The organism is Paenibacillus typhae, assembly GCF_900099765.1.
Lineage (GTDB): Bacteria > Bacillota > Bacilli > Paenibacillales > Paenibacillaceae > Paenibacillus_AQ > Paenibacillus_AQ typhae.
Window position 1 is genome coordinate 1 of the sequence record NZ_FNDX01000062.1, and the last position, 21,110, is coordinate 21,110.

Here is a 21,110-nt window from a genome sequence, read left to right on the forward strand (position 1 = left end):
CGAAGTGAATCGTCTGTGGGAAGGGAGTCCGAGGGGCTCATAGTACCAAGGAACCTAAGGACAACATAACCTTAGGGAGGGAAGGAGCCCTGCTTTGTTCATGTTTCACCAAGAGGTACGAGTCCGTGAATGCCCAAAGCGGCTAACGACACGCAAGAAAACACTCAAGAACTCGACAGGGGAAACTAGGTCATGGGCCAAGGCCAGAATGCTGCATGCCCATGAATGACGAACATCGGAAAGCCGTATGAGGGAAAACCTCACGTACGGTTTGATGAGGAGGGGCTGAATTTATTCAGCCCTTTACTCTAGCAGGGGCTGTAAAAGCTACAAGGAAGTTCTATCCGCTATCTAACCTTCATATGCTGGATGAGAAGGTTTCCGGGTATCGTGAGCCCTTTCTGTGCGCAATTGCTGCCGTGTGTGAAATTCCTGCATAAAAAGCGCAGCTGCGGGTCATAAATCCGTTCCGGATACATATGATGATACTAGTCCAAATGCATGTCCGAGCATTCGGAGTTTAGCGCGGGGCAAGAATGTTCCGCTTAGGCAGGCTAGGCTCCCTGGCGGGCAATGCCAAAGTCCGGTGGATGTCCTGCAAGGGTCCGTTTACCGGCGGAACGCGAAGTCGATGCTCTTCAGGCATTTTTTCTTCGGAGTAATATGAGGAGGGGATCTCTTTTGGAAAAAGTGGATATTTTCAAGGACATTGCCGAGCGTACCGGCGGAGACATTTATCTTGGCGTCGTCGGCGCGGTTCGCACGGGAAAATCGACATTCATCAAGCGCTTCATGGAGACGATTGTTCTGCCGAACATTACGAGCGAAGCAGACCGGGTAAGAGCTGTGGATGAACTGCCTCAGAGCGCAGCCGGCAAAACAATCATGACAACCGAGCCGAAATTTGTACCGAACAACGCGGTGCAGATCAAGGTTGCGGAAGGCCTTGAAGTCAATGTAAGGCTGGTCGACTGTGTAGGTTACGCTGTTGAAGGAGCCAAGGGCTATGAGGATGAAAACGGGCCGCGCATGATTTCCACCCCGTGGTTTGAAGAACCGATTCCTTTCCAGGAGGCGGCGGAAATCGGCACACGCAAGGTCATTCAGGAGCATTCCACACTGGGTGTAGTCGTGACTACGGACGGCACGATCGCCGAAATTCCGCGGCACTCGTACATTGACTCGGAAGAGCGTGTAATCGCTGAGCTGAAGGAGGTCGGCAAGCCGTTTGTGCTTGTGATCAACTCCACCCGTCCGCGCAGTGAAGAGACCCAGCAGCTCCGCGGTGAGCTGGCTGCCAAATATGATATTCCGGTAATGACGCTCAGCGCCGCCAATATGTCGGAGGATGATGTGACCGGTGTGCTGCGGGAAGTGCTCTATGAGTTCCCGGTACATGAGGTTAATGTCAATCTGCCGAGCTGGGTAATGGTGCTTGGCGAGAACCACTGGCTGCGCAGCGCTTATGAAAATTCCGTCCGTGATACGGTAAAAGATATCCGCCGCCTGCGGGATGTGGACCGTCTGGTATCCCAGTTTACCGAATACGACTTCATCGACCGCGCAGGGCTCAGCGGCATGAATATGGGCCAGGGCGTGGCGGAGATTGACCTTTATGCACCGGAAGAGCTGTATGATCAGGTGCTGATGGAAGTGGTCGGCGTCGAGATCCGCGGCAAGGATCATCTGCTGCAGCTGATGCAGGATTTCTCCCATGCCAAGCGTGAATATGACCGCTTCTCGGAAGCGCTGGAAATGGTCAAGACGACCGGATACGGCATCGCCGCCCCGTCGCTGGCTGAAATGGCGCTTGATGAGCCGGAGCTGATCCGCCAGGGCTCACGCTTCGGGGTCCGGCTGAAAGCGACAGCGCCGTCCATTCATATGATCCGTGTCGATGTGGAATCGGAATTCTCCCCGATCATCGGTACAGAGAAGCAGAGCGAAGAGCTGGTTCGCTATCTGATGCAGGACTTCGAGAACGACCCGATCAAAATCTGGGAATCCGACATTTTTGGCCGCTCGCTGCATTCCATCGTGCGTGAAGGCATTCAGGGCAAGATCGCCATGATGCCGGACAATGCCCGCTACAAGCTGCAGGAGACGCTTGGACGCATCATAAACGAGGGCTCTGGCGGACTTATTGCCATCATTTTATAAAGCAGCAGGGCTGGTAAGACAGCCTGCATTCAGGAGAGCGGAATAATCCGCTCTCTTTTTTGTACTCTCGTAGAAGAATCTAACAATATTAGCCTATCATTTCAGTGTAACGGGCCTATTGAAATGCTACTTTCTGCTCCTTTTTTGAGTAACGCCTTGAAATTATGGGTGGGCTGTATTACTATAAGTTTGTTGCGCTTCTAGGAAGAGAGGCGTCCGTATCTAGTAATTAACGGGATTATCACGTATATTTTGCGTTGAAACGGAAACAGTGTATGATACCGGAAATTTACCCAGGGAGGTGAGAAGACATGAATAAATCAGATTTGATCAACGTGGTTACAGAAGCAACTGAACTTCCCAAGAAGGATGCTACTAAAGCGGTAGACGCCGTTTTCGAAGCAATCACTAATGCTCTGCAGAGCGGTGACAAAGTGCAGCTGGTTGGCTTCGGAAACTTTGAAGTGCGCGAACGTTCCGCACGCAAAGGCCGCAACCCGCAGACTGGTGAAGAAATCGAAATTCCTTCCAGCAAAGTACCTGCTTTCAAACCAGGTAAAGCGCTCAAAGACGGAATCAAATAGAGATTTCTACATATCGATCCTATATTCTTTCCGAGTCATAACGATGCCGCCTTTTGGGCGGCATTTGTTTTTCCGAAGCCTAAACCAAGCACATGCTTCCAAAATCAGTTTTGTACGAAGCTGTTCATGAAGCCAGGCTCATAAACTTTTAGGAGGATCAACCATGACTGAGAAGAACAACGGCGTAAGTCCGGCACCTGCAGGCAGCGAGTACATTGTGGTCAAAGCCAAGGAGAACGGCGTCCAGGTCATCGGGCTTACCCGGGGGCATGATACTCGCTTTCACCACACCGAAAAGCTAGACAAGGGCGAGGTGCTGATCGCCCAGTTCACCGATCATACCTCAGCGATGAAAATCCGCGGCAAGGCAGAAATCTGGAGCAAGCACGGACAACTGGAAAGTGAAAGCTGAAAAGCAGGCATAGCCTGCTTTTTTTCAAAATATAACTAGATATAGGCAAGCCGGCAGGTTCGTATATTGTCACGGCCCGGCGGAAACGATGGATAAGGGGGCAGGCTATGAACCGGGGCTGGCTGATCGGAATGGTGTTGCTGGTGACCGCTGCCTCTGCTGTAATTCTGCCGCAGATGGCTGCCCTTGAAGCCGCCCTGCCGCAGCATGCGGTGGAGACGCTTGGCGGTGACGGGACCATACTTGCAGATGAGAATATCGTAGATGCGCTAAGCAGCCTGCCCTTCAGTCTGGATATCGGAAGCGCCGGCTGGAAAAACGGGGTTTTATCGCTTGATCTCAAGGTAACCGGTAATGATCACGAGCCGGAGGAGCTGTACCGGAACATGGCGCTGGCGGTTTCTTTTGCATTCCAGGAGACGGACAATGTCAATCAGCTGCTGCTGCGGATTGTTGCGGAGGATAAATGGCTGGACAGCCGCCGTCTGCTGCTTGCGGGTGATATCCGCCGCACGGAATGGTCGCTCCGGCTTCAGGAGCTGCTGCAGACCACAGGCAACCGCCCTTTGCCTGAAGTTCTGAAGGAGGGCTTCCGTATTAGTGAAAGTGAGCTGTGGCGCAAGCAGTTCATTTATTCCTGATGTGGGTAAAAGAAACTAGAACGTGCCATGTGCGTGACAAAAAAACATGTGATATAATAGACAAGATTGTGAACAAAGATATTGTAATAACGTCAATGGCTTCGGAGGCTGAAATGAAACCGTACCGCATACCGCAATTAGCTAAACCTTACACCGACTACGACATGATTCAGCGGCATACGGAACTGCCGCCTTTTTCAGATGGTCGCAGTCATTTGTTATATATTTTTCTGAGTTACGGAAATGCGGGTGAAGACCGCAGCAAGGAGCTGTACACGCTGGTTACAGGTCTCGTTCAGCTTGCTCTCGACACGCATGAGAGCATTGAGCACGTGAGCGAGGATCCGGGCGGGGATGTCATGCGTTCCCGGCAGCTCAAGGTGCTGGCCGGCGACTATTTCAGCAGCTGGTTCTACCATCTGCTGGCCAAGAGCGGCCAAATCGGAATGGTGGGCAGCCTTAGCTCGGCCATCGCCGATTTTAACGTGATGAAAGCCCGGCTGTACAGCAAAATGAAGGAGCAGCTGCTCTCCTCGGAACAATACCTGCGGCATTCGGTACAGCTCAATATGCGGCTGTTCCTTTCTTTTACACCGCATATTGAAGAGAGCCTCACCGGCCTGTGGGAGAAGCTGCTGGCCGAATTCAGCCACTCTGAAACCATATGCGCCGAGCTGCGGCGCGGCAATGATCCGGCGGCGGCACGGGACGGCTATTGCTACTGGAAGATACTCGAGAGTGCTGCCGAGGAAGAAACCATACTGCTCCGGGAGCAGCAGATTGACCTGAAGGACTGGAAAAAGCTCAAAATGAAATATAAATGCGATACCCTGCTGACCGACAAGCTGCACCAGTCGATTCAGTCCATTCAAGGACTTCTACAGGGTATTAAGGACGAGCATCTGGTAAGTGGGCTTAACACTGCTCTGGACCGCTTCCTCCTGCAGATGAAAATTTCCGGACAAGCAGCCGTGGAGGGGTAAAGAATGACAATAGAGAAGACTTCCGCTCTGGGAGAAACGAAAGCACAGCCTAAAGAGCAATTTGTACATTCCGTGTTTGAGAGCATTGCCGGTAAATATGATCTGATGAATGATATCCTGAGCTTCCGCCGCCACAAGGCCTGGCGCAAATTCACAATGCGCAAGATGGCGATGAAACGCGGGGATTCTGCAGTGGATTTGTGCTGCGGTACCTGTGACTGGAGCATCGCGCTGGCTGAAGCAAGCCAGACCGGCTCTGTAGTGGGCCTGGATTTCAGCGCCGGCATGCTGGAAGTGGGACGCGGCAAGGTTGAGGCACAGGGCCTTCAGGACCGCATTTCACTGATTCAGGGCAACGCGATGGACCTGCCGTTCGGGGATAATTCCTTCGACTACGCAACGATAGGCTTCGGGCTTCGCAATGTGCCTGATCTCGTTCAAGTGCTGAACGAAATGAAGCGTGTGGTGAAACCCGGGGGAATGGTTGTCTGCCTGGAGCTGTCTAAGCCGATGAAGCAGCCATTCAAGGGCATTTATTATTTTTATTTCGAAAAGGTTCTTCCGCTTCTCGGCAAATTGTTTGCCAAGCGGTATGAGCAGTACAAATGGCTACCCGAATCACTGGCCCTCTTCCCGGACAGAGAGCAGCTCGCGGTGATTTTCCGTGAAACCGGACTGACGAAAGTGGAATCCTTCCCCTTGACCGGAGGCATCGCAGCACTACATATTGGGTTCAAGGAGAACTGTAATGTTTAAAAAAGTCGGCGTTTTTCTGCAAATGATCAAGTTTGAGCACACTGTTTTTGCTTTGCCTTTCGCCTTTATGGGCGCACTGCTGGGATCAGTCGTCATGTTCGGCGAATTGCCGTCATGGCCGCAGATCGGCTGGATTGTCGTCGCCATGTTCGGTGCACGGAGTGCGGCCATGGGTCTGAACCGGCTGATTGACCGGATCAGTGATGCGAAGAATCCCCGGACAGCCGGGAGAGCCATCCCCGCCGGCCTGCTCAAGGTCGGAGAAGTGTCGGTATTTATATTCATTTCCTTCTTCTTATTATTCTGGGCTGCCTTCAAGCTGAATCCCCTGTCGGCGAAGCTTCTGCCGGTAGCCGTTTTCCTGCTTGTGTTCTACTCGTTCACCAAACGGTTTACCTGGGCCTGCCACCTCATTCTCGGGCTGACGATTGCACTCGCACCGCTGGGCGGCTGGGTAGCGGTTACAGGTAATGTGGACTGGACGGCGATGATCTTTTATTTCACGATTGTTTTCTGGACAGCCGGCTTTGATATTATCTACTCCTGCCAGGATGTCGAATTTGATGAGCAGGAAGGCCTTTATTCAATCCCAGTCCGCTTTGGAGTCGCCCGTGCGCTGATTATTGCCAAGGCGTTCCATATTTTAACCGGAATCGGATTCATTTCGCTGCTCTTTATGGCAGACCTGAGCTGGTGGTATGTGGCGGGCATGATTATTGCATATATTATCCTGTTCTATGAGCATCATATCGTGTCTCCAAGCGATTTAAGCCGCCTTCAGACGGCGTTCTTCACAATGAACGGTGTGCTCAGCATCGTGGTATTTTCCTTCACTCTGATTGACCTGGTGGTGCAGTTCAGATGACCGGGCCAAAACCTAAACATTTTGTAGTTGGCATTACCGGGGCAAGCGGCGGGATTTACGGTGTTCGCCTGACAGAAACCCTGCTGTCGCTGGGATACACTGTCCATCTTGTGGTCAGCAATGCGGGCTGGCGGGTGTTCAAGGAGGAGCTGGGTTTTAACGTCTCAGACCGGGAAGGCTTTTTGAACGCACGGTTCAGTGGCCATCCCGGTTCTCTGCTTTATCACCCGATTGCTGATATCGGCGCCTCCATAGCAAGCGGCTCCTTCCGGACGGAGGGAATGGTTATTATGCCTTGCTCCATGGGAACACTGTCTGCTGTAGCACATGGAAGCTCGGATAATCTGATGACACGGGCTGCTGATGTAATGCTGAAGGAAGGGCGCCCCCTGGTACTGGTGCCGCGTGAAACCCCGCTGCATGCCATTCATCTTGAGAACATGCTGAAGCTGTCCCGGCTTGGAGTGAAGCTTATTCCGGCGATGCCGGCATTCTACTTCGGTCCGAGCACTATGGATGACCTGGTGGACTTCATGGTCGGCAAGGTTCTCGACAGCTTCGGCATTGAGCACAGCCTATTCCGCAGATGGGGGGAAGATGAATGAAGGACCAGCAGCATACGGTAATCGGTAAAATCAGCTATACCAACTCATGGCCGGTATTTCACAATTTTAACCCCTCTGCCCTGAAGCATCCGGCAGAGATGGTGAGTGAAGTGCCTGCCATTCTTAATCAGGGGATGTCCAGAGGGACTATCCAAGTCGGGGCATTATCCTCCTTTGCCTACGCAGAAGCGAGCGACCGGCTGCTGCTGCTGCCGGATTTGTCAGTCAGTGCAGACGGGCCGGTCAAGTCGATTCTGCTGTTCTCCAGGGTTCCGGCTGAACAAATAGGGAGCGGACGGATAGCTGTCACGAACACATCTGCCACCTCAGTGAATCTGCTGAAGATTCTGATGGAAAAAGCGATCGGCGGCAAACCAGAGTACATTACGGCTGAGCCTGAGCTGGACAGCATGATGGATCAGGCGGACGCCTGCCTCCTGATTGGCGACCATGCGATCAAGGCAGCCTGGCAGGACCAGGGTTATCTGGTTACTGACCTTGGGCAGGTATGGAAGGACTGGACGGGACACAGCATGACCTTTGCCGTCTGGGCCGTTAACCGCGAAGCGGCTAAGGACAAGCCGGAGGCTATTGCCGAGATCGCAGCGGCTTTTGTGGACAGCAAACAGCGCGGTGTGCGCAATCCTGCACCCATTATACGGGAAGCCTGTTCGCGTATTGGCGGCACTTCTGAATACTGGGACGGTTATTTCAGTAATTTATGTTATGATTTTGGGGAAAGGCAGCAGGAAGGTCTGAACCTCTATTTCCGCTATGCCTATGAGATGGGCCTGCTGCCGCAGGAAGTGAAGATGGAGTTATGGAGCCGCAATCTGCTGACACGGGTGAAAGAATGAAGCGAATGCAAATTTTCGGAATGCTGAGTAAGGACATGGATCAGATAGAAAAAGAGCTGTACCGCAGTGTACAGGGCGATGATGAACTGCTGGCGGAAACCTCGCTTCATCTGCTGAAGGCCGGCGGCAAACGGCTGCGCCCTGTCTTTGTGCTGATGGGAGGTAAGTTCGGGCAATATGATCTCGAGAAGCTGAAGCGTGTGGCGATTCCGCTTGAACTGATACATAGCGCTTCGCTGGTTCACGACGATGTAATCGACGATGCCGAGCTGCGCCGCGGAGAGCTTACCGTCAAGGCCAAATGGGGCGATAAGATCGCCATGTACACCGGTGATTACATTTATGCCAAGGCGCTGGTTATTGCTTCTGAGCTCCAGAATCCGCGGATTCACCAGATCCTGTCCAAGGCGATGGTGGAGATGTCGATCGGGGAAATGGAGCAGATCCGCGATTTCTTCAACAGCGGTCAAAGTGTCCGCCATTATTTGCGGCGCATCCGCCGCAAAACAGCTCTCCTGATAGCCATCAGCTGTGAGCTGGGGGCACTGGCTGCCGACGCAGAGCCGGAAACAGCCCGCCTGCTCTATAATTACGGATACAACGTCGGGATGGCCTTTCAGATCCGGGATGATCTGCTGGATCTGTCGGGAACCGAGAAGCAGATCGGCAAGCCTCCCGGCAGTGATATGCGGCAGGGCAATATTACGCTGCCGGTCATTTACAGTCTGGAAGACAGCCGGCTGCGTACAGCGCTGCTGGATGAGCTTGCGCTGATCCGCAGCGGACAGGCCGGAGTCGGCCGGGCTATCGATCTGATTCTGTCCGGTGACGGTATTACCCGGTCAGAGGAGCTGGCTTCACGTTATATCGACAAAGCGCTGGCCGCACTGGAGCAGCTTCCCGTCAACAAGACCAGACGCAATCTGCGCGATATTGCCTATTTTGTGACCGGAAGGGCATATTAACTGCCGGAGAGCCGAATATTAAGCGTTCACAGATGGCAGGCTTTCTGATAATATCAGAAAATAAAAAGCGAAATTGGAGAGTGGCTCTATGGAAAAGACGTATCTGATGATCAAACCGGATGGTGTTCAGCGCGGATTAATCGGACGTATTGTAGCCCGTCTGGAGGATAAGGGGTTCAAGCTGGTTGCCGCCAAGCTGATTAAGGTTACGGAAGAGCAGGCCAAGAAGCATTATGCAGAGCACGAGGGCAAGGACTTTTTCCCGGAGCTTGTAGGCTTTATTACTTCCGGTCCTGTGTTCGCAATGGTGTGGGAAGGCGATGACGTCGTTGCCCTGTCCCGGCTGCTGATCGGAAAAACCAAAGTAGGCGAAGCATTGCCGGGAACGATCCGCGGTGATTTTGCCAGCCACACCCCGCTTAACCTGATTCACGGTTCGGATTCTCCGGAAAGCGCAGCACGCGAAATTGCCAATTTCTTCGCTCCTGATGAACTGGCTGACTACAATAAAGACATCGCGGTCTGGATGTAAATTTCGGCAGGAGGCAGGGATGAATGATGGCTGATCGTGAAGAGACAACAACAGCGCTAGACCCGGATTATACCGGCTTTATTCATAACGTCAAGCAAAGCACAGGAATAGACCTTGCCCAGTACAAGGAAGCTCAGATGAAGCGCCGCCTGACCACGCTGCGGATGAAGAACGGATATAATACCTTTACTGATTTTTTTGCCGCAATGATGAAGGACAAGGCCTTATTCTATGAATTCCTGGACCGGATGACCATCAATGTATCTGAATTCTGGCGCAATCCGAACCGCTGGGAGGTGCTGCGGGATGTTATTCTGCCCGAGCTCCAGCGCTCCGGCCGCCGGCTGAAGCTGTGGAGTGCCGCCTGTTCAACCGGGGAAGAGCCTTACACACTGGCTATGATCCTGTCGGACAAGAATCTGCTGACCCAGACCGGCATTCTTGCAACGGATATTGATGATGGTGCATTATCCAAAGCGAAGCAGGGCCTCTATCTGGAGCGTTCCCTGAAGGATGTGCCGGGGGATGTGGCAGCCCGCTATTTCACACCGGAGGGTCCGGTGTTCAAGGTTAGTGAAGCGCTCAAGAAAAATATCGAATTCCGCAAGCAGAATCTGCTGCTCGACAAATTTGATGACGGCTTTGATCTGATCATCTGCCGCAATGTTATGATCTATTTCACAGAGGAAGCGAAGAACAAGCTGTATCACAAATTCTCGGCCAGCCTGCGTCCTGGCGGGTATCTGTTCGTAGGCAGCACAGAGCAGATTTTTACCCCGGCCCAATACGGGTTTGAATCGACGGAGACCTTCTTTTACCGTAAAAAATAACAGCATGCACACGCCAGCCGGTGTTCTGCCCGGAGCGGGTATACTTTATCCTCTTTTCAGTGATAATGAAAAGTAGGTACCGTATGCTATGCGAAAGGTCGTTAATCCACATGGACAAAAGCAAGGTCATTGCCGCGTACAGACGCGGGTTTTTGACCGTCCGCGAGTGCGGGCAAATTCTTGGCGTCGAAGAGCTGCAGCTGCAGAGCCTGCTCAGGCAGGAGGAAGGCAAGCAAAGCATACCCGAGGCGCAGCAAAGGATCGGAAGCTAGACCTGGAAGCTCTGAACCGTGATGTGCCGCAGCGCCGCCTGAGCTCGAAAGAGTCGGGCGGCGCTGTTCTTTGAAATGAAAGCGCCCCCGCAAAGTACTGAGTCAGCACCAATGTAAAGGCTCCGCTTTGCGGGGGTATTTTGTATAACGCTGCCGCCATGCCGGAGCTTATCCTTTCTTGTCAAAGCGTGTAGGCTATACTATAATGAGGCAAGAGTTTTAATATTTTAGCGGTTTACAGTTTAAAAGTGTGAAAGGGGAACGCGTCATGAGTTTACGCTACTTAACAGCGGGGGAAACGCACGGCCCCCAGCTTACAGCCATTATCGAGGGATTGCCCAGCAATCTGACACTTGATTTCGAACAGCTTAATTTTCAGCTGCACCGCAGACAGAAGGGCTACGGCCGCGGACGCCGCATGCAGATTGAGAAAGATACGGCCCAAATTGTCGGCGGCGTGCGCCACGGCTATACAACTGGTGCCCCTGTAGCCCTTGTAGTTGAGAACAAGGACTGGACACACTGGAAGAATATTATGAATATTGAGCCGATTCCCGGCAGTGACGAGGAGAAGCGGCGAGTGAACCGTCCGCGTCCGGGACATGCCGACCTTAACGGCGGGCTCAAGTATAACCATACAGATCTGCGCAACGTGCTGGAGCGCTCCAGCGCCCGCGAGACAGCTGCAAGAGTAGCGGTAGGTGCTGTTGCCCGCCAGCTGCTGGCGGAGTTCGGCGTGAAGATAGCCGGACAGGTGATCCGGATCGGCGAAATCGAAGCACCGGCAAACGATCTGCCTATTGATGAGCTTATTGCAAAGACGGAAGAATCTTCTGTGAGAGTTGTAGATAAAGAGACTGAGCAGAAGATGGAGGCGTACATAGACAAGATCAAGGAGGAAGGCGACTCCATCGGCGGGATTGTGGAATGTGTCGTTGAAGGCCTGCCTATCGGCCTCGGCAGCTATGTGCAGTATGACCGTAAGCTGGATGCGGCAATTGCCGGAGCGGTTATGTCGATCAACGCGTTCAAGGGCGTGGAAATCGGCATCGGCTTCGAAGCAGGCGTTCTGCGCGGCTCGCAGGTGCATGATGAGATCATGTACGATCCATCCCGCGGATACTACCGGGCCAGCAACCGGCTGGGCGGATTTGAAGGCGGCATGACCAATGGAATGCCGGTTGTCGTCCGCGGTGTCATGAAGCCGATCCCGACGCTGTACAAACCGCTGCAAAGCGTAGATATTGATACCAAAGAGCCGTTCACGGCGCAGGTGGAGCGCTCCGATGCCTGTGCGGTCCCTGCAGCCTGTGTAGTGCTGGAGAATGTTGTAGCCTGGGAGCTTGCCAAAGCCTTCCTCGACAAGTTCGGCGGGGATTCGCTTGAGGAGATCAGAGCCAACTACAATAATTACCTGGCCCAGCTGGAGAGCTACTGATATGCGCAGCATAACGGTAGATTTGGGCGAGCGCTCCTATCCGATTCTGATCGGCAGCGGATTGCTGCAAGGTATCGGGGAGCGCTGCAGGGAAGCAGGCTTGCCGCTGCGGAGCCCGCTGCTGGTGGTCAGTGACAGTGAGGTAGCCCCGCGTTATCTGGGCGTGGTGGAAGCCTCGCTTCGCGGACAGGGCTATACTGTGGCCAGCCATGTTATACCTTCCGGTGAGGCCTCCAAGTCGCTTGCTGTATACGAAGAAGTGATCACAACGGCGATTCAGGCCGGGCTGGACCGCAGCTCCGCGGTCCTGGCGCTTGGCGGCGGAGTCGTCGGCGATCTCGCCGGTTATGTGGCCGCTACTTATATGCGGGGAATCGGGTTTGTGCAGATTCCGACAACTATCCTGGCCCATGACAGCAGTGTCGGCGGCAAGGTCGCTGTCAATCATCCGCTGGCGAAGAATATGATCGGTGCCTTCTATCAGCCATCTATGGTCCTATATGATCTGGATACACTGCGCACGCTTCCGCCCCGCGAGGTGTCTTCCGGTCTGGCTGAAGTGGTGAAGCATGGCCTTATTCTTGATAAGGAATTTGCATACTGGTGCCGTGAGCATGCTTCAGAGCTGCTGGCTCTGGATGCCGAGGCGCTGGGCTATGCGCTGGAGCGCGGATGCGCCATTAAGGCACGGGTGGTCGGTACAGACGAGCGTGAGAACGGACTGCGGGCCATTCTGAACCTGGGTCATACAATCGGCCATGCCATTGAAGCGGTAGGCGGCTATGGTGTGTTCCTGCATGGAGAAGCGATCTCTATCGGTATGGCCGGTTCGGCGCTGCTTGCAGCCAAGCTGGGCCGTGACCACAGCATTTACGAGGATACCGTATCCATGCTGTCTGCGCTGTCGCTGCCGGTCAGACTGCCGGCGGCATACAGCGAGGATGAATTGATGGAAGCAATGATGCATGACAAGAAGTTCAAGGAAGGCAAAATGACCTTTATTGTGCCAGATTCAATCGGTGCTGTGAGCATCGTTAATGACGTGCAGCAGAGTGACGTGCGTGAAGTTATCGCACAGCTTAAGAAGGAGGGGAGCCCATGGTAAACCGGGGGATCCGCGGCGCAACAACCGTCGTCAATAATGAGGAAAATGAAATATTACGTGAAACCGTAGTACTGCTCCGGGAAATTGTTGAGCGTAACGATGTTATTGCTGAAGATATCTGCAGCGTATGGATTACTGTGACCGGTGATCTTGATGCTACATTTCCGGCACGTGCCATCCGCGAGATCGAAGGCTGGGAGCTGGTGCCTCTGATGTGCTCTGTCGAAATCCCTGTTAAGGGCGGCCTGCCGAAGTGTATCCGCCTGATGGTGCAGGTCAATACGGACAAGTCACAGCGGGATATCCGCCACGTCTACCTTAATGAAGCCAAGAAGCTTCGCCCTGATCTCTCACAGAGCAAGTAATTAATTTGCTGCTGCGGGTTGTCAATGAACACCGTCATCATGTATAGTGTAGTTAGCCGAGAGAAGATGAGTTTAGTTTGAGCCTAGTTGAGTATAGTTGAGATGAGTGCAGGATGTTAGATCTGAGGCATTCCGTTTATTTTAGATATGTCCGCATGGATGTACTTCATGGTAGTGTTTGCGCTACCCGTATATCCTCTACGTGACGATGTCGTCTAATTCGGAGAATAATGCCTTGTCCAGTGCGCTTTTTCATATACTTACCTACACAACCTCTACTCCGGTAGAGGTTTTTTTGTATTCGGGATTATAGATTTGACCATTCCAAGGAGGTATTCCAAATGACGTACCCTGGCATCGAAGAAGTGGTGAAGCTGTCGCGGGAGTATAATCTGATTCCTGTAGTAAAGAGACTGCTGGCTGATATGGAGACGCCGATCCGGCTGTTTCAGCGGTTTGCCGGTGAATCCCATGCCTTTCTGCTGGAAAGTGTAGAGGGCGGAATCCAGTGGGCCCGTCATTCTTTTATCGGCAGCGATCCGTTTCTGACCATCTCTGGAAAAAAGAACGTCATCCATGTCAAAGTAGGCGAAGAGCAGAGACGGCTCACCGGCAAACCGATCGAAGAGCTAAAAGCGCTGCTCCGCTCCTACCGCAGCCCCAAGCTGGACGGGATGCCTCCTTTTACCGGCGGGGCGATCGGATTCTTCGGATACGACCTGCTGCAATATTATGAGAAGCTGTCCCCGCATGCGGTAGATGACCTCGGGACGGATGACATCCGGTTTATGTTCTGCGACCGTATTATTGTGTTTGACCATGTGAAGCAGCAAATCCTGCTTATAGGGAACCTGCACATTAAGGACGGGGATACGGATTCGGATATCCGGGCTGCCTACGAAGCCCTGAACGGCAAGCTGGAAGACTTCGCTGAAGAGCTGCAGAAGGAAGGACCTAAGGAAAACGTCAACCGCCGCAGCATACCGGAGGATATTGAGCTGGGTCAGATTCATTCCAACCTGACCAAGGAGCAGTATATTGCCAATGTGGAGCAGGCCAAAGAGTACATCCGGGCGGGAGATATTTTTCAGGTAGTGCTGTCGCAGCGGCTGCATATTGAGACTGAGGTATCACCGCTGCATGTGTACCGGATGCTCCGTACACTGAACCCTTCGCCGTATATGTACTACCTCAAGATGGATGAGGAGATCATTGTCGGCACCTCTCCGGAGGCGCTGGTGAAGGTGGACGGCAGCCGGGTGGCAACCCGGCCGATTGCCGGAACCCGGCCGCGGGGAGCGGACGAGGCAGAGGACCGGGCGCTGGCCCAGGAGCTGCTGGAGGATGAGAAGGAACGGGCAGAGCATCTGATGCTGGTTGACCTGGGGCGCAATGATCTGGGCCGGGTATCGAAATTCGGCACAGTCAGATGCGACTCCTTTATGGAGATAGAGAAATACTCCCATGTGATGCACATGGTATCCAATGTGTCCGGAACACTGGACGAGAATAAAGATTTCTTCGATGCCTTCCTGTCCTGCCTGCCGGCTGGAACCGTCTCCGGTGCACCTAAGCTGCGGGCGATGGAGATCATCTCCGAGCTGGAGCGGGAAGCGAGAGGCGCTTATGCAGGAGCGATCGGGTACCTTGGCTTCTCCGGAAATATGGATTCCTGTATTACGATCCGTACGATTATCTTCCGCAAAGGCCGGGCCTACGTACAGGCCGGGGCGGGGATCGTCTGGGATTCGGTACCGGAGAAGGAATACGAAGAGACCCTGAACAAAGCGAAGGCAATGTTAAAAGCAATCCGGATGGCAGAGGCCATGTTTCCGGCAGAGATCAGAGAGCCGCAGGTAATCAATCAGGATTACATGTACGAATATACCCCGTAAGCTGAGAAGCAGTCAGAATAGATGAGCCGAGCAGAGAATGCTCCATACTACTAAGCGGATGCTTTCGAAGCGAGTTTGTCGATGCTTACTCGTTAGAAGGATATGCCTGCAAAACTTTTAGGAGGAAGATCCATATGGAAGCAAGCCAGTTAATACAATCAGGAATTGCGGGATTAATCGAAGGAAAAAACCTCAGCCGGGCGCAGGCCCGTGAAATAATGGGAACGATTATGGATGGTACTGCATCAGCGGCACAGATCGGTGCCTTGTTGACCGCGCTGCGGATTAAGGGAGAGACGGTTGAGGAAATTACCGGCTTTGCCGAGGCGATGCGCGGATTCGGAACCCCGGTGCTCACAGAACGCACCAGGCTGCTGGATACCTGCGGTACCGGAGGCTCAGGCATCCATAAGTTTAATATCTCTACCGCTTCTGCTATTATCTCATCGGCTGCGTCTGTACGCGTCGCCAAGCATGGCAACCGCTCCGCTTCCGGCAGAGCAGGCAGCGCAGATGTGCTGGAAGCTCTGGGTGTGAACATTCACCTGAATGCTGAGCAGGCCCGCCGCTGCCTGGACAGTATCGGAATCTGCTTCCTGTTTGCTCAGATCTATCACCCGTCCATGAAGCACGCCGCTGCTCCGCGCCGTGAGCTTGGTGTCCGGACCGTCTTCAATATGCTGGGCCCGTTGACCAACCCGGCGGGAGCTGACCGGCAGCTGATGGGCATCTATGACCGGAATAAGACCGATATTGTCGCTAACGTACTGAAGGAGCTTGGCTCCAAGCGGGCCATGATTGTAAGCAGTCTGGACGGCCTGGATGAAATCAGCATTTCGGCGCCTACACAGGTGTCTGAATTGAAGAACGGAATGGTAACCACGTATGAGATTACGCCGGAAGAACTCGGCCTGAGCCGCCATCCGCTGGAGGCAGTGCTGGGCGGGGATGCTGCCGAGAACGCCGCCATTATTACAGCTGTACTGCAGGGAGCGCTTACCCCGTACCGTGATATTGTCCTCGCTAACGCCGGTGCCTGTATCTATGTTTCCGGACTGGCGGAGAGCCTGAACGAAGGTGTGGCGCAGGCCCGCCAGATGATCGATTCCGGCAAAGCACTGCTCAAGCTGGAGCAGCTCAAAGCCACGACAAAGGAGCTTGACTATGTATCTTGATAAAATTGTCGCCACCAAAGTAAAAGAGGTTGAAGCCCTGGGCACAAGCTTCTCTGTAGCAGTAGCTGAAGAGGTCATAGCGGGTTTGCCCGCTACCAGGGGGTTCAGGGATGCGCTGGTACAACGCCGGAACCGGGAGATGGGGCTAATTGCTGAGGTTAAGAAGGCATCGCCGTCAAAAGGGCTGATCCGTGCGGATTTCGATCCTTCCGCTATTGCCCGCGGCTACGAGGCAGGCGGCGCCGATTGCCTCTCAGTTCTGACTGACCAGGACTATTTTCAGGGCAGCAATGCATTTCTGCAGCAGGTAAGAGATGCGGTGAGTCTGCCGCTGCTGCGCAAGGATTTTATCATTGACGAGCTGCAGATTTACGAAGCGCGGATACTGGGTGCGGATGCCATCCTGCTGATTGCGGCGATTCTCACTGCAGAACAATTGGCTTCCTTTACCGACCTTGCAGCCTCTCTCGGCCTGGATGTACTGATCGAGGTGCATGACCAAAGCGAGCTGGAGCTCGTAATCACTACCGGTAAAATCAATAGTCCTCATGTGCTGCTCGGCATCAATAACCGTAACCTGCGCACATTTGAGACCAGGCTGGAGACAACAGCCGATCTGGCGGCTCTGGTGCCGCAAGGGGTGCCTGTAATCAGTGAGAGCGGAATCGCCGGTCCGGCAGATATTGATTATTTGAGCTCAAGCGGTGCCGCCGGTGTGCTGGTCGGAGAGTACCTGATGCGGCAGGATAACGTAGAAGAAGCAGTACACGGGCTGCTCGGACCGGTCTCTGCAGGAAAGGATCGTGCCCTGCATGGCTGAAGCGCTGGTAAAAATCTGTGGACTTCAGGACGTTGAAGTGCTAAAATCTATGAAGCGATTGCCGCTCGACTATATCGGCTTTGTATTTGCTCCGAGCCGCCGCAGAGTTACTGCTGAACAGGCAGCCCTACTGGCTGCCGAGCTGTCCGGCTGGGAAACGGGCAAAGCTCCCGGCGCGGCCGGAGTCTTTGTGAATCCTGAACTGGAGGAGCTGCAGGAGCTTCTGGCCGTTGTGCCGCTGGAGGTGATTCAGCTGCACGGGCAGGAGAGTCCTGATTACTGCAGAGAGGTCAAGCTGGCTTTTCCGCAGGCTAAGGTGTGGAAGGCGCTTTCGGTGGCCGGCAGCGGACAAGCGGAAGGTGCTGAAGGCCAGAGCATAGTGGACAGCTATGCAGGGACTGTTGACGCATTGCTGCTGGATACATACGATCCGCAGGGCAGCGGCGGTTCAGGCCGTACCTTTGACTGGGGCAGGATTCCGCTCTTCCGGCAGGCTGCGGCAAGACATGGATTGCCGTTATTTGTAGCAGGAGGACTTCATCCGGATAACGTTGGTGAATTACTGAGAGATTACAGTCCAGATGGGGTAGATGTCTCCAGCGGGGTGGAGAGCAGCGGGGTAAAGGATATTGCCAAAATGACTTCTTTCGTGGAAAGGGTGAAGCAATCATGATACAAGTACCGGACAAATACGGGCGTTTTGGTTCTTTTGGAGGCCGCTTCGTTCCTGAAACCTTGATGAATGCACTGATTGAGCTGGAGGAGTCCTATGCCAAATTTTCGGCGGACCCGGCTTTTCAGGAGGAAATAGAATATCTGCTGAAGCAGTATTCCGGCCGTGAAACGCCACTGTACTATGCAGAGCGGCTCACCAAGCAGCTAGGCGGGGCCAAAATCTATCTGAAGCGTGAGGATCTCAACCATACCGGAGCCCACAAGATCAACAATGCAATCGGGCAGGGGATTCTGGCCAAAAGAATGGGCAAAACCAAGGTTATCGCGGAAACAGGCGCCGGCCAGCACGGGGTGGCTACCGCAACGGTAGCGGCACTGCTGGGCATGGAATGCAAAGTGTTCATGGGCGAAGAGGATACCCGCCGCCAGGCGCTTAATGTGTTCCGCATGAAGCTGCTCGGCGCCGAGGTCATCCCGGTGACTTCCGGTTCCCGGACCCTCAAGGATGCCGGCAATGAAGCGCTGCGCTACTGGGTCAGCAATGTCGAGGATACCTTCTATATTCTGGGCTCGGCTGTCGGTCCTCACCCTTACCCGATGATGGTCCGCAACTTCCAGCGGATTATCGGAGACGAGACACGGCGCCAGATTGTGGAGGCCGAAGGCCGTCTGCCGGATCTGCTGGTTGCCGCTGTCGGCGGCGGCAGCAATGCCATCGGCATGTTCTACCCGTTCATGGAAGACGAGAGTGTAGGAATGATCGGTGTAGAGGCTGCCGGCAAAGGAGTCGATACCCCATTCCACGCGGCAACCATGAGCAAAGGAACGCACGGGGTATTCCAGGGCTCCATGAGCTACCTGCTGCAGGATGAATACGGTCAGGTGACCGAAGCCCATTCCATCTCGGCCGGTCTGGATTATCCAGGGGTTGGCCCGGAGCATTCCTATCTCAAGGACATCGAACGGGCCAAGTATGTTCCCGTTACCGATAAGGAAGCGCTCGACGCCCTCAAGCTGTTATGCGTAACCGAAGGGATTATTCCGGCTCTGGAATCGGCGCATGCCATTGCCCATGTGGCCAAAATTGCCCCAGGACTCAGCAAGGATAATATCGTAGTGATTTGCCTCTCCGGGCGCGGGGACAAAGACGTGGAATCCATCATGGCTTATACGGAAGGGGCGGATTTGTAATGACCACTGAAACGACTAACCGGATGGATCTGGCTTTCCGGAAGCTTAAAGAGGAAGGCAGAACTGCCCTGATCCCTTTTCTTACCGTAGGCGATCCCGATCTTGAAACTACGCTGGATATTATCTCCGAGCTAGAGGCTGCGGGAGCGGATGTGCTGGAGCTTGGAGTTCCCTATTCCGATCCGCTGGCGGACGGACCGGTCATCCAGCGGGCCTCATCCAGAGCGCTGCGGGGCAAGGTTCACCTTCGCACCTGCATGGAAACCGCACTGAAGGCCCGGCAGAACGGAAGCAAGCTGCCGTTCATTCTGTTCACCTACTATAATCCGGTGCTGCAGATGGGCCTGGATACCTTTTTTGCCGAGCTGGATACCCATGAGATCAGCGGGCTGATCATTCCCGACCTGCCTGTAGAAGAGTCGGAGGAGATGCGCCGGCGCAGCCGTGAAGCAGGCGTGAATCTCATTCCGCTGGTTGCCCCGACCTCCAGTGAGCGGATCGAACGGATCGTTTCCGGCGCCAGCGGCTTTGTATATTGCGTATCCTCGCTTGGTGTGACAGGAGAACGGTCCTCTTTTCACAGCGGTGTAGACGACTTTATTGCTTCGGTCCGCCGTGCAACGGATCTGCCGGTAGCCGTAGGCTTCGGAATTTCGACCGGTGAGCAGGTGGCCCGCTTTGCACAAATATGTGACGGTGTCGTTGTAGGCAGCGCGATTGTCCGCAAGGTGGAAGAGGTTATACCGCTGCTGGAAAACCCGGCCACCCGCAGTGACGGGCTGTTGCAAATTCGAGAATTTGTGTCACAATTAAGACCATAACAGTCAAGCCTGCTGAAGCAGGCTGTTACTATTCATGGAGAGTGAGGACTACAGATGAATCCGAAACCGAATATCGTTAACCTCCCTGTCTACAAGCCGGGAAAACCTATTGATGAGGTTAAAAAAGAGCTTGGCCTGGAAGAGGTTATCAAGCTGGCTTCCAATGAAAATCCGTATGGTGCTTCGCCGAGTGCCAAAGCGGCCATTATCGCGGATCTCGACAATCTGTTCCTGTATCCCGACGGCTCAGCAGCTGATCTGACGGCCGCGCTGGCCGGACATCTCGGCGTGCAGAGCGAGAATATCATTTTCGGCTGCGGTTCGGACGAGATCATCGCTCTGATCTGCCGTGCCTTCTTCCTGCCCGGCGATGAGACCATCATGGCTGATCAGACCTTCTCGGTATACAAGAGCAATGCGGATATTGAAGGTGCTGTAACCATTGAAGTACCGCTGGCAGACGGGACCCACGATCTTGACGGCATGCTTGCCCGCGTCACTGACAAGACCAAGGTCATCTGGATCTGCAATCCGAATAACCCTACCGGAACAATTGTCCCGCACAATGCACTGGTTAAGTTCCTGGATGCAGTTCCGGCTGGAGTAATGGTGGTGCTGGATGAAGCTTACTTTGAATACGTGACAGACGAGTCCTATACAGATGGAATTAAGCTGCTGGAGCAGTATCCGAATCTGGTAGTTCTGCGGACCTTCTCCAAAATTTACGGTCTGGCTGCCCTTCGTATCGGTTACGGTGTTGCCAGCCCGCAGATCATCAATCTGATCAATAAGGTGCGCGAGCCGTTCAACACTTCCCGACTGGCCCAGGCCGGAGCCCTTGCTGCTCTGGCTGATCAGGACTATGTGGCTGAATGCCGCCGGCTTAACGGTGAAGGGATTGCACAGCTGCAGGAGGAATTCCAGCGTCTGGGCCTTCATTCCTTCCCGGCTAACGGTAACTTCATCATGGTTGATGTACGCAAGCCTGCTGTAGAGGTATTTGAGTCCCTGCTGCGTCTCGGCATTATTGTCCGGGCCGGACACCGTCTGTATCCGACTTATATCCGTGTGACTGTGGGTTCAGCGGAACAGAACAAGGCTTTTATCAGTGCACTGGAACAGACGCTGTCTGAACAGGAAGTACGGGCTTAGACAGAATCGGT

General features: G+C 53.8%; 23 protein-coding genes. All 23 read left to right on the forward strand.

The features are described from left to right. Positions 1–681 precede the first annotated feature (681 nt). The 23 genes from spoIVA to hisC all read left to right on the forward strand — a co-directional run bounded on the left by spoIVA (position 682) and on the right by hisC (position 21,099). Positions 682–2,160 carry a stage IV sporulation protein A gene (gene spoIVA, locus BLR64_RS27965; RefSeq protein WP_090719780.1) on the forward strand — a complete coding sequence of 493 codons (1,479 nt, stop codon included), beginning with the start codon at positions 682–684 and terminating at the stop codon, positions 2,158–2,160. Positions 2,161–2,471: 311 nt separating this feature from the next. Further along, a complete protein-coding gene (locus tag BLR64_RS27970; protein ID WP_042178229.1) occupies positions 2,472–2,744 on the forward strand; it encodes an HU family DNA-binding protein in 273 nt (90 codons plus the stop codon). A gap of 163 nt (positions 2,745–2,907) precedes the next feature. Further along, positions 2,908–3,156, forward strand: a complete 249-nt coding sequence (mtrB, locus tag BLR64_RS27975; protein ID WP_068729947.1) for a trp RNA-binding attenuation protein MtrB — start codon at positions 2,908–2,910, stop codon at positions 3,154–3,156. A 107-nt stretch (positions 3,157–3,263) separates the two neighbouring features. Beyond that, entirely contained in the window at positions 3,264–3,797 is a 534-nt protein-coding gene (locus BLR64_RS27980; protein WP_090719782.1) for a hypothetical protein, read from the forward strand. A gap of 113 nt (positions 3,798–3,910) precedes the next feature. After that, complete coding sequence (locus tag BLR64_RS27985) at positions 3,911–4,780, forward strand: heptaprenyl diphosphate synthase component 1 (RefSeq protein ID WP_090719784.1); 870 nt, start codon at positions 3,911–3,913, stop codon at positions 4,778–4,780. A gap of 3 nt (positions 4,781–4,783) precedes the next feature. Continuing rightward, positions 4,784–5,536, forward strand: a complete 753-nt coding sequence (locus BLR64_RS27990; RefSeq protein WP_068729943.1) for a demethylmenaquinone methyltransferase — start codon at positions 4,784–4,786, stop codon at positions 5,534–5,536. Then, the gene (locus BLR64_RS27995) at positions 5,529–6,401 is read left to right on the forward strand and encodes a UbiA-like polyprenyltransferase (RefSeq protein WP_090719786.1); all 873 of its coding nucleotides are present in this window, start codon (positions 5,529–5,531) and stop codon (positions 6,399–6,401) included. Before BLR64_RS27990 ends, BLR64_RS27995 begins: the two co-directional genes overlap by 8 nt. After that, positions 6,398–7,006: a UbiX family flavin prenyltransferase gene (locus BLR64_RS28000; protein WP_090719788.1), complete on the forward strand. Its 609-nt coding sequence runs from the start codon at positions 6,398–6,400 to the stop codon at positions 7,004–7,006. Before BLR64_RS27995 ends, BLR64_RS28000 begins: the two co-directional genes overlap by 4 nt. After that, positions 7,003–7,863 (forward strand): menaquinone biosynthetic enzyme MqnA/MqnD family protein, encoded by an 861-nt coding sequence (locus BLR64_RS28005; RefSeq protein WP_090719790.1) that lies wholly within the window; start codon positions 7,003–7,005, stop codon positions 7,861–7,863. Before BLR64_RS28000 ends, BLR64_RS28005 begins: the two co-directional genes overlap by 4 nt. Further along, a complete protein-coding gene (locus BLR64_RS28010) occupies positions 7,860–8,828 on the forward strand; it encodes a polyprenyl synthetase family protein (RefSeq protein WP_090719839.1) in 969 nt (322 codons plus the stop codon). Before BLR64_RS28005 ends, BLR64_RS28010 begins: the two co-directional genes overlap by 4 nt. An 88-nt stretch (positions 8,829–8,916) precedes the next feature. Next, the gene (gene ndk, locus BLR64_RS28015) at positions 8,917–9,360 is read left to right on the forward strand and encodes a nucleoside-diphosphate kinase (RefSeq protein WP_068729935.1); all 444 of its coding nucleotides are present in this window, start codon (positions 8,917–8,919) and stop codon (positions 9,358–9,360) included. Positions 9,361–9,386: 26 nt separating this feature from the next. After that, a complete protein-coding gene (locus BLR64_RS28020; RefSeq protein WP_090719842.1) occupies positions 9,387–10,190 on the forward strand; it encodes a CheR family methyltransferase in 804 nt (267 codons plus the stop codon). A gap of 110 nt (positions 10,191–10,300) precedes the next feature. Next, entirely contained in the window at positions 10,301–10,462 is a 162-nt protein-coding gene (locus tag BLR64_RS30480) for a hypothetical protein (protein ID WP_167360800.1), read from the forward strand. A gap of 268 nt (positions 10,463–10,730) precedes the next feature. After that, entirely contained in the window at positions 10,731–11,900 is a 1,170-nt protein-coding gene (aroC, locus tag BLR64_RS28025) for a chorismate synthase (RefSeq protein WP_090719792.1), read from the forward strand. 1 nt (position 11,901) lies between these two features. Next, positions 11,902–13,005, forward strand: a complete 1,104-nt coding sequence (gene aroB / locus BLR64_RS28030) for a 3-dehydroquinate synthase (protein WP_090719794.1) — start codon at positions 11,902–11,904, stop codon at positions 13,003–13,005. Beyond that, a complete protein-coding gene (gene aroH / locus BLR64_RS28035; protein WP_090719796.1) occupies positions 12,999–13,370 on the forward strand; it encodes a chorismate mutase in 372 nt (123 codons plus the stop codon). Before aroB ends, aroH begins: the two co-directional genes overlap by 7 nt. A gap of 341 nt (positions 13,371–13,711) precedes the next feature. Next, positions 13,712–15,265, forward strand: coding sequence for an anthranilate synthase component I (gene trpE / locus BLR64_RS28040; RefSeq protein WP_090719798.1), 1,554 nt, complete (start codon positions 13,712–13,714; stop codon positions 15,263–15,265). Positions 15,266–15,399: 134 nt separating this feature from the next. Beyond that, the gene (gene trpD / locus BLR64_RS28045) at positions 15,400–16,440 is read left to right on the forward strand and encodes an anthranilate phosphoribosyltransferase (protein ID WP_090719800.1); all 1,041 of its coding nucleotides are present in this window, start codon (positions 15,400–15,402) and stop codon (positions 16,438–16,440) included. Next, the gene (gene trpC / locus BLR64_RS28050; protein WP_090719802.1) at positions 16,430–17,260 is read left to right on the forward strand and encodes an indole-3-glycerol phosphate synthase TrpC; all 831 of its coding nucleotides are present in this window, start codon (positions 16,430–16,432) and stop codon (positions 17,258–17,260) included. The genes trpD and trpC overlap by 11 nt, the downstream gene beginning before the upstream one ends. Next, a complete protein-coding gene (locus BLR64_RS28055) occupies positions 17,253–17,933 on the forward strand; it encodes a phosphoribosylanthranilate isomerase (protein ID WP_090719804.1) in 681 nt (226 codons plus the stop codon). Before trpC ends, BLR64_RS28055 begins: the two co-directional genes overlap by 8 nt. Beyond that, positions 17,930–19,126 (forward strand): tryptophan synthase subunit beta, encoded by a 1,197-nt coding sequence (trpB, locus tag BLR64_RS28060; protein WP_090719807.1) that lies wholly within the window; start codon positions 17,930–17,932, stop codon positions 19,124–19,126. Before BLR64_RS28055 ends, trpB begins: the two co-directional genes overlap by 4 nt. Further along, a complete protein-coding gene (gene trpA / locus BLR64_RS28065) occupies positions 19,126–19,947 on the forward strand; it encodes a tryptophan synthase subunit alpha (RefSeq protein ID WP_090719810.1) in 822 nt (273 codons plus the stop codon). The genes trpB and trpA overlap by 1 nt, the downstream gene beginning before the upstream one ends. Before the next feature lie 54 nt (positions 19,948–20,001). Next, the gene (gene hisC / locus BLR64_RS28070; RefSeq protein WP_090719812.1) at positions 20,002–21,099 is read left to right on the forward strand and encodes a histidinol-phosphate transaminase; all 1,098 of its coding nucleotides are present in this window, start codon (positions 20,002–20,004) and stop codon (positions 21,097–21,099) included. Positions 21,100–21,110: the final 11 nt, after the last annotated feature.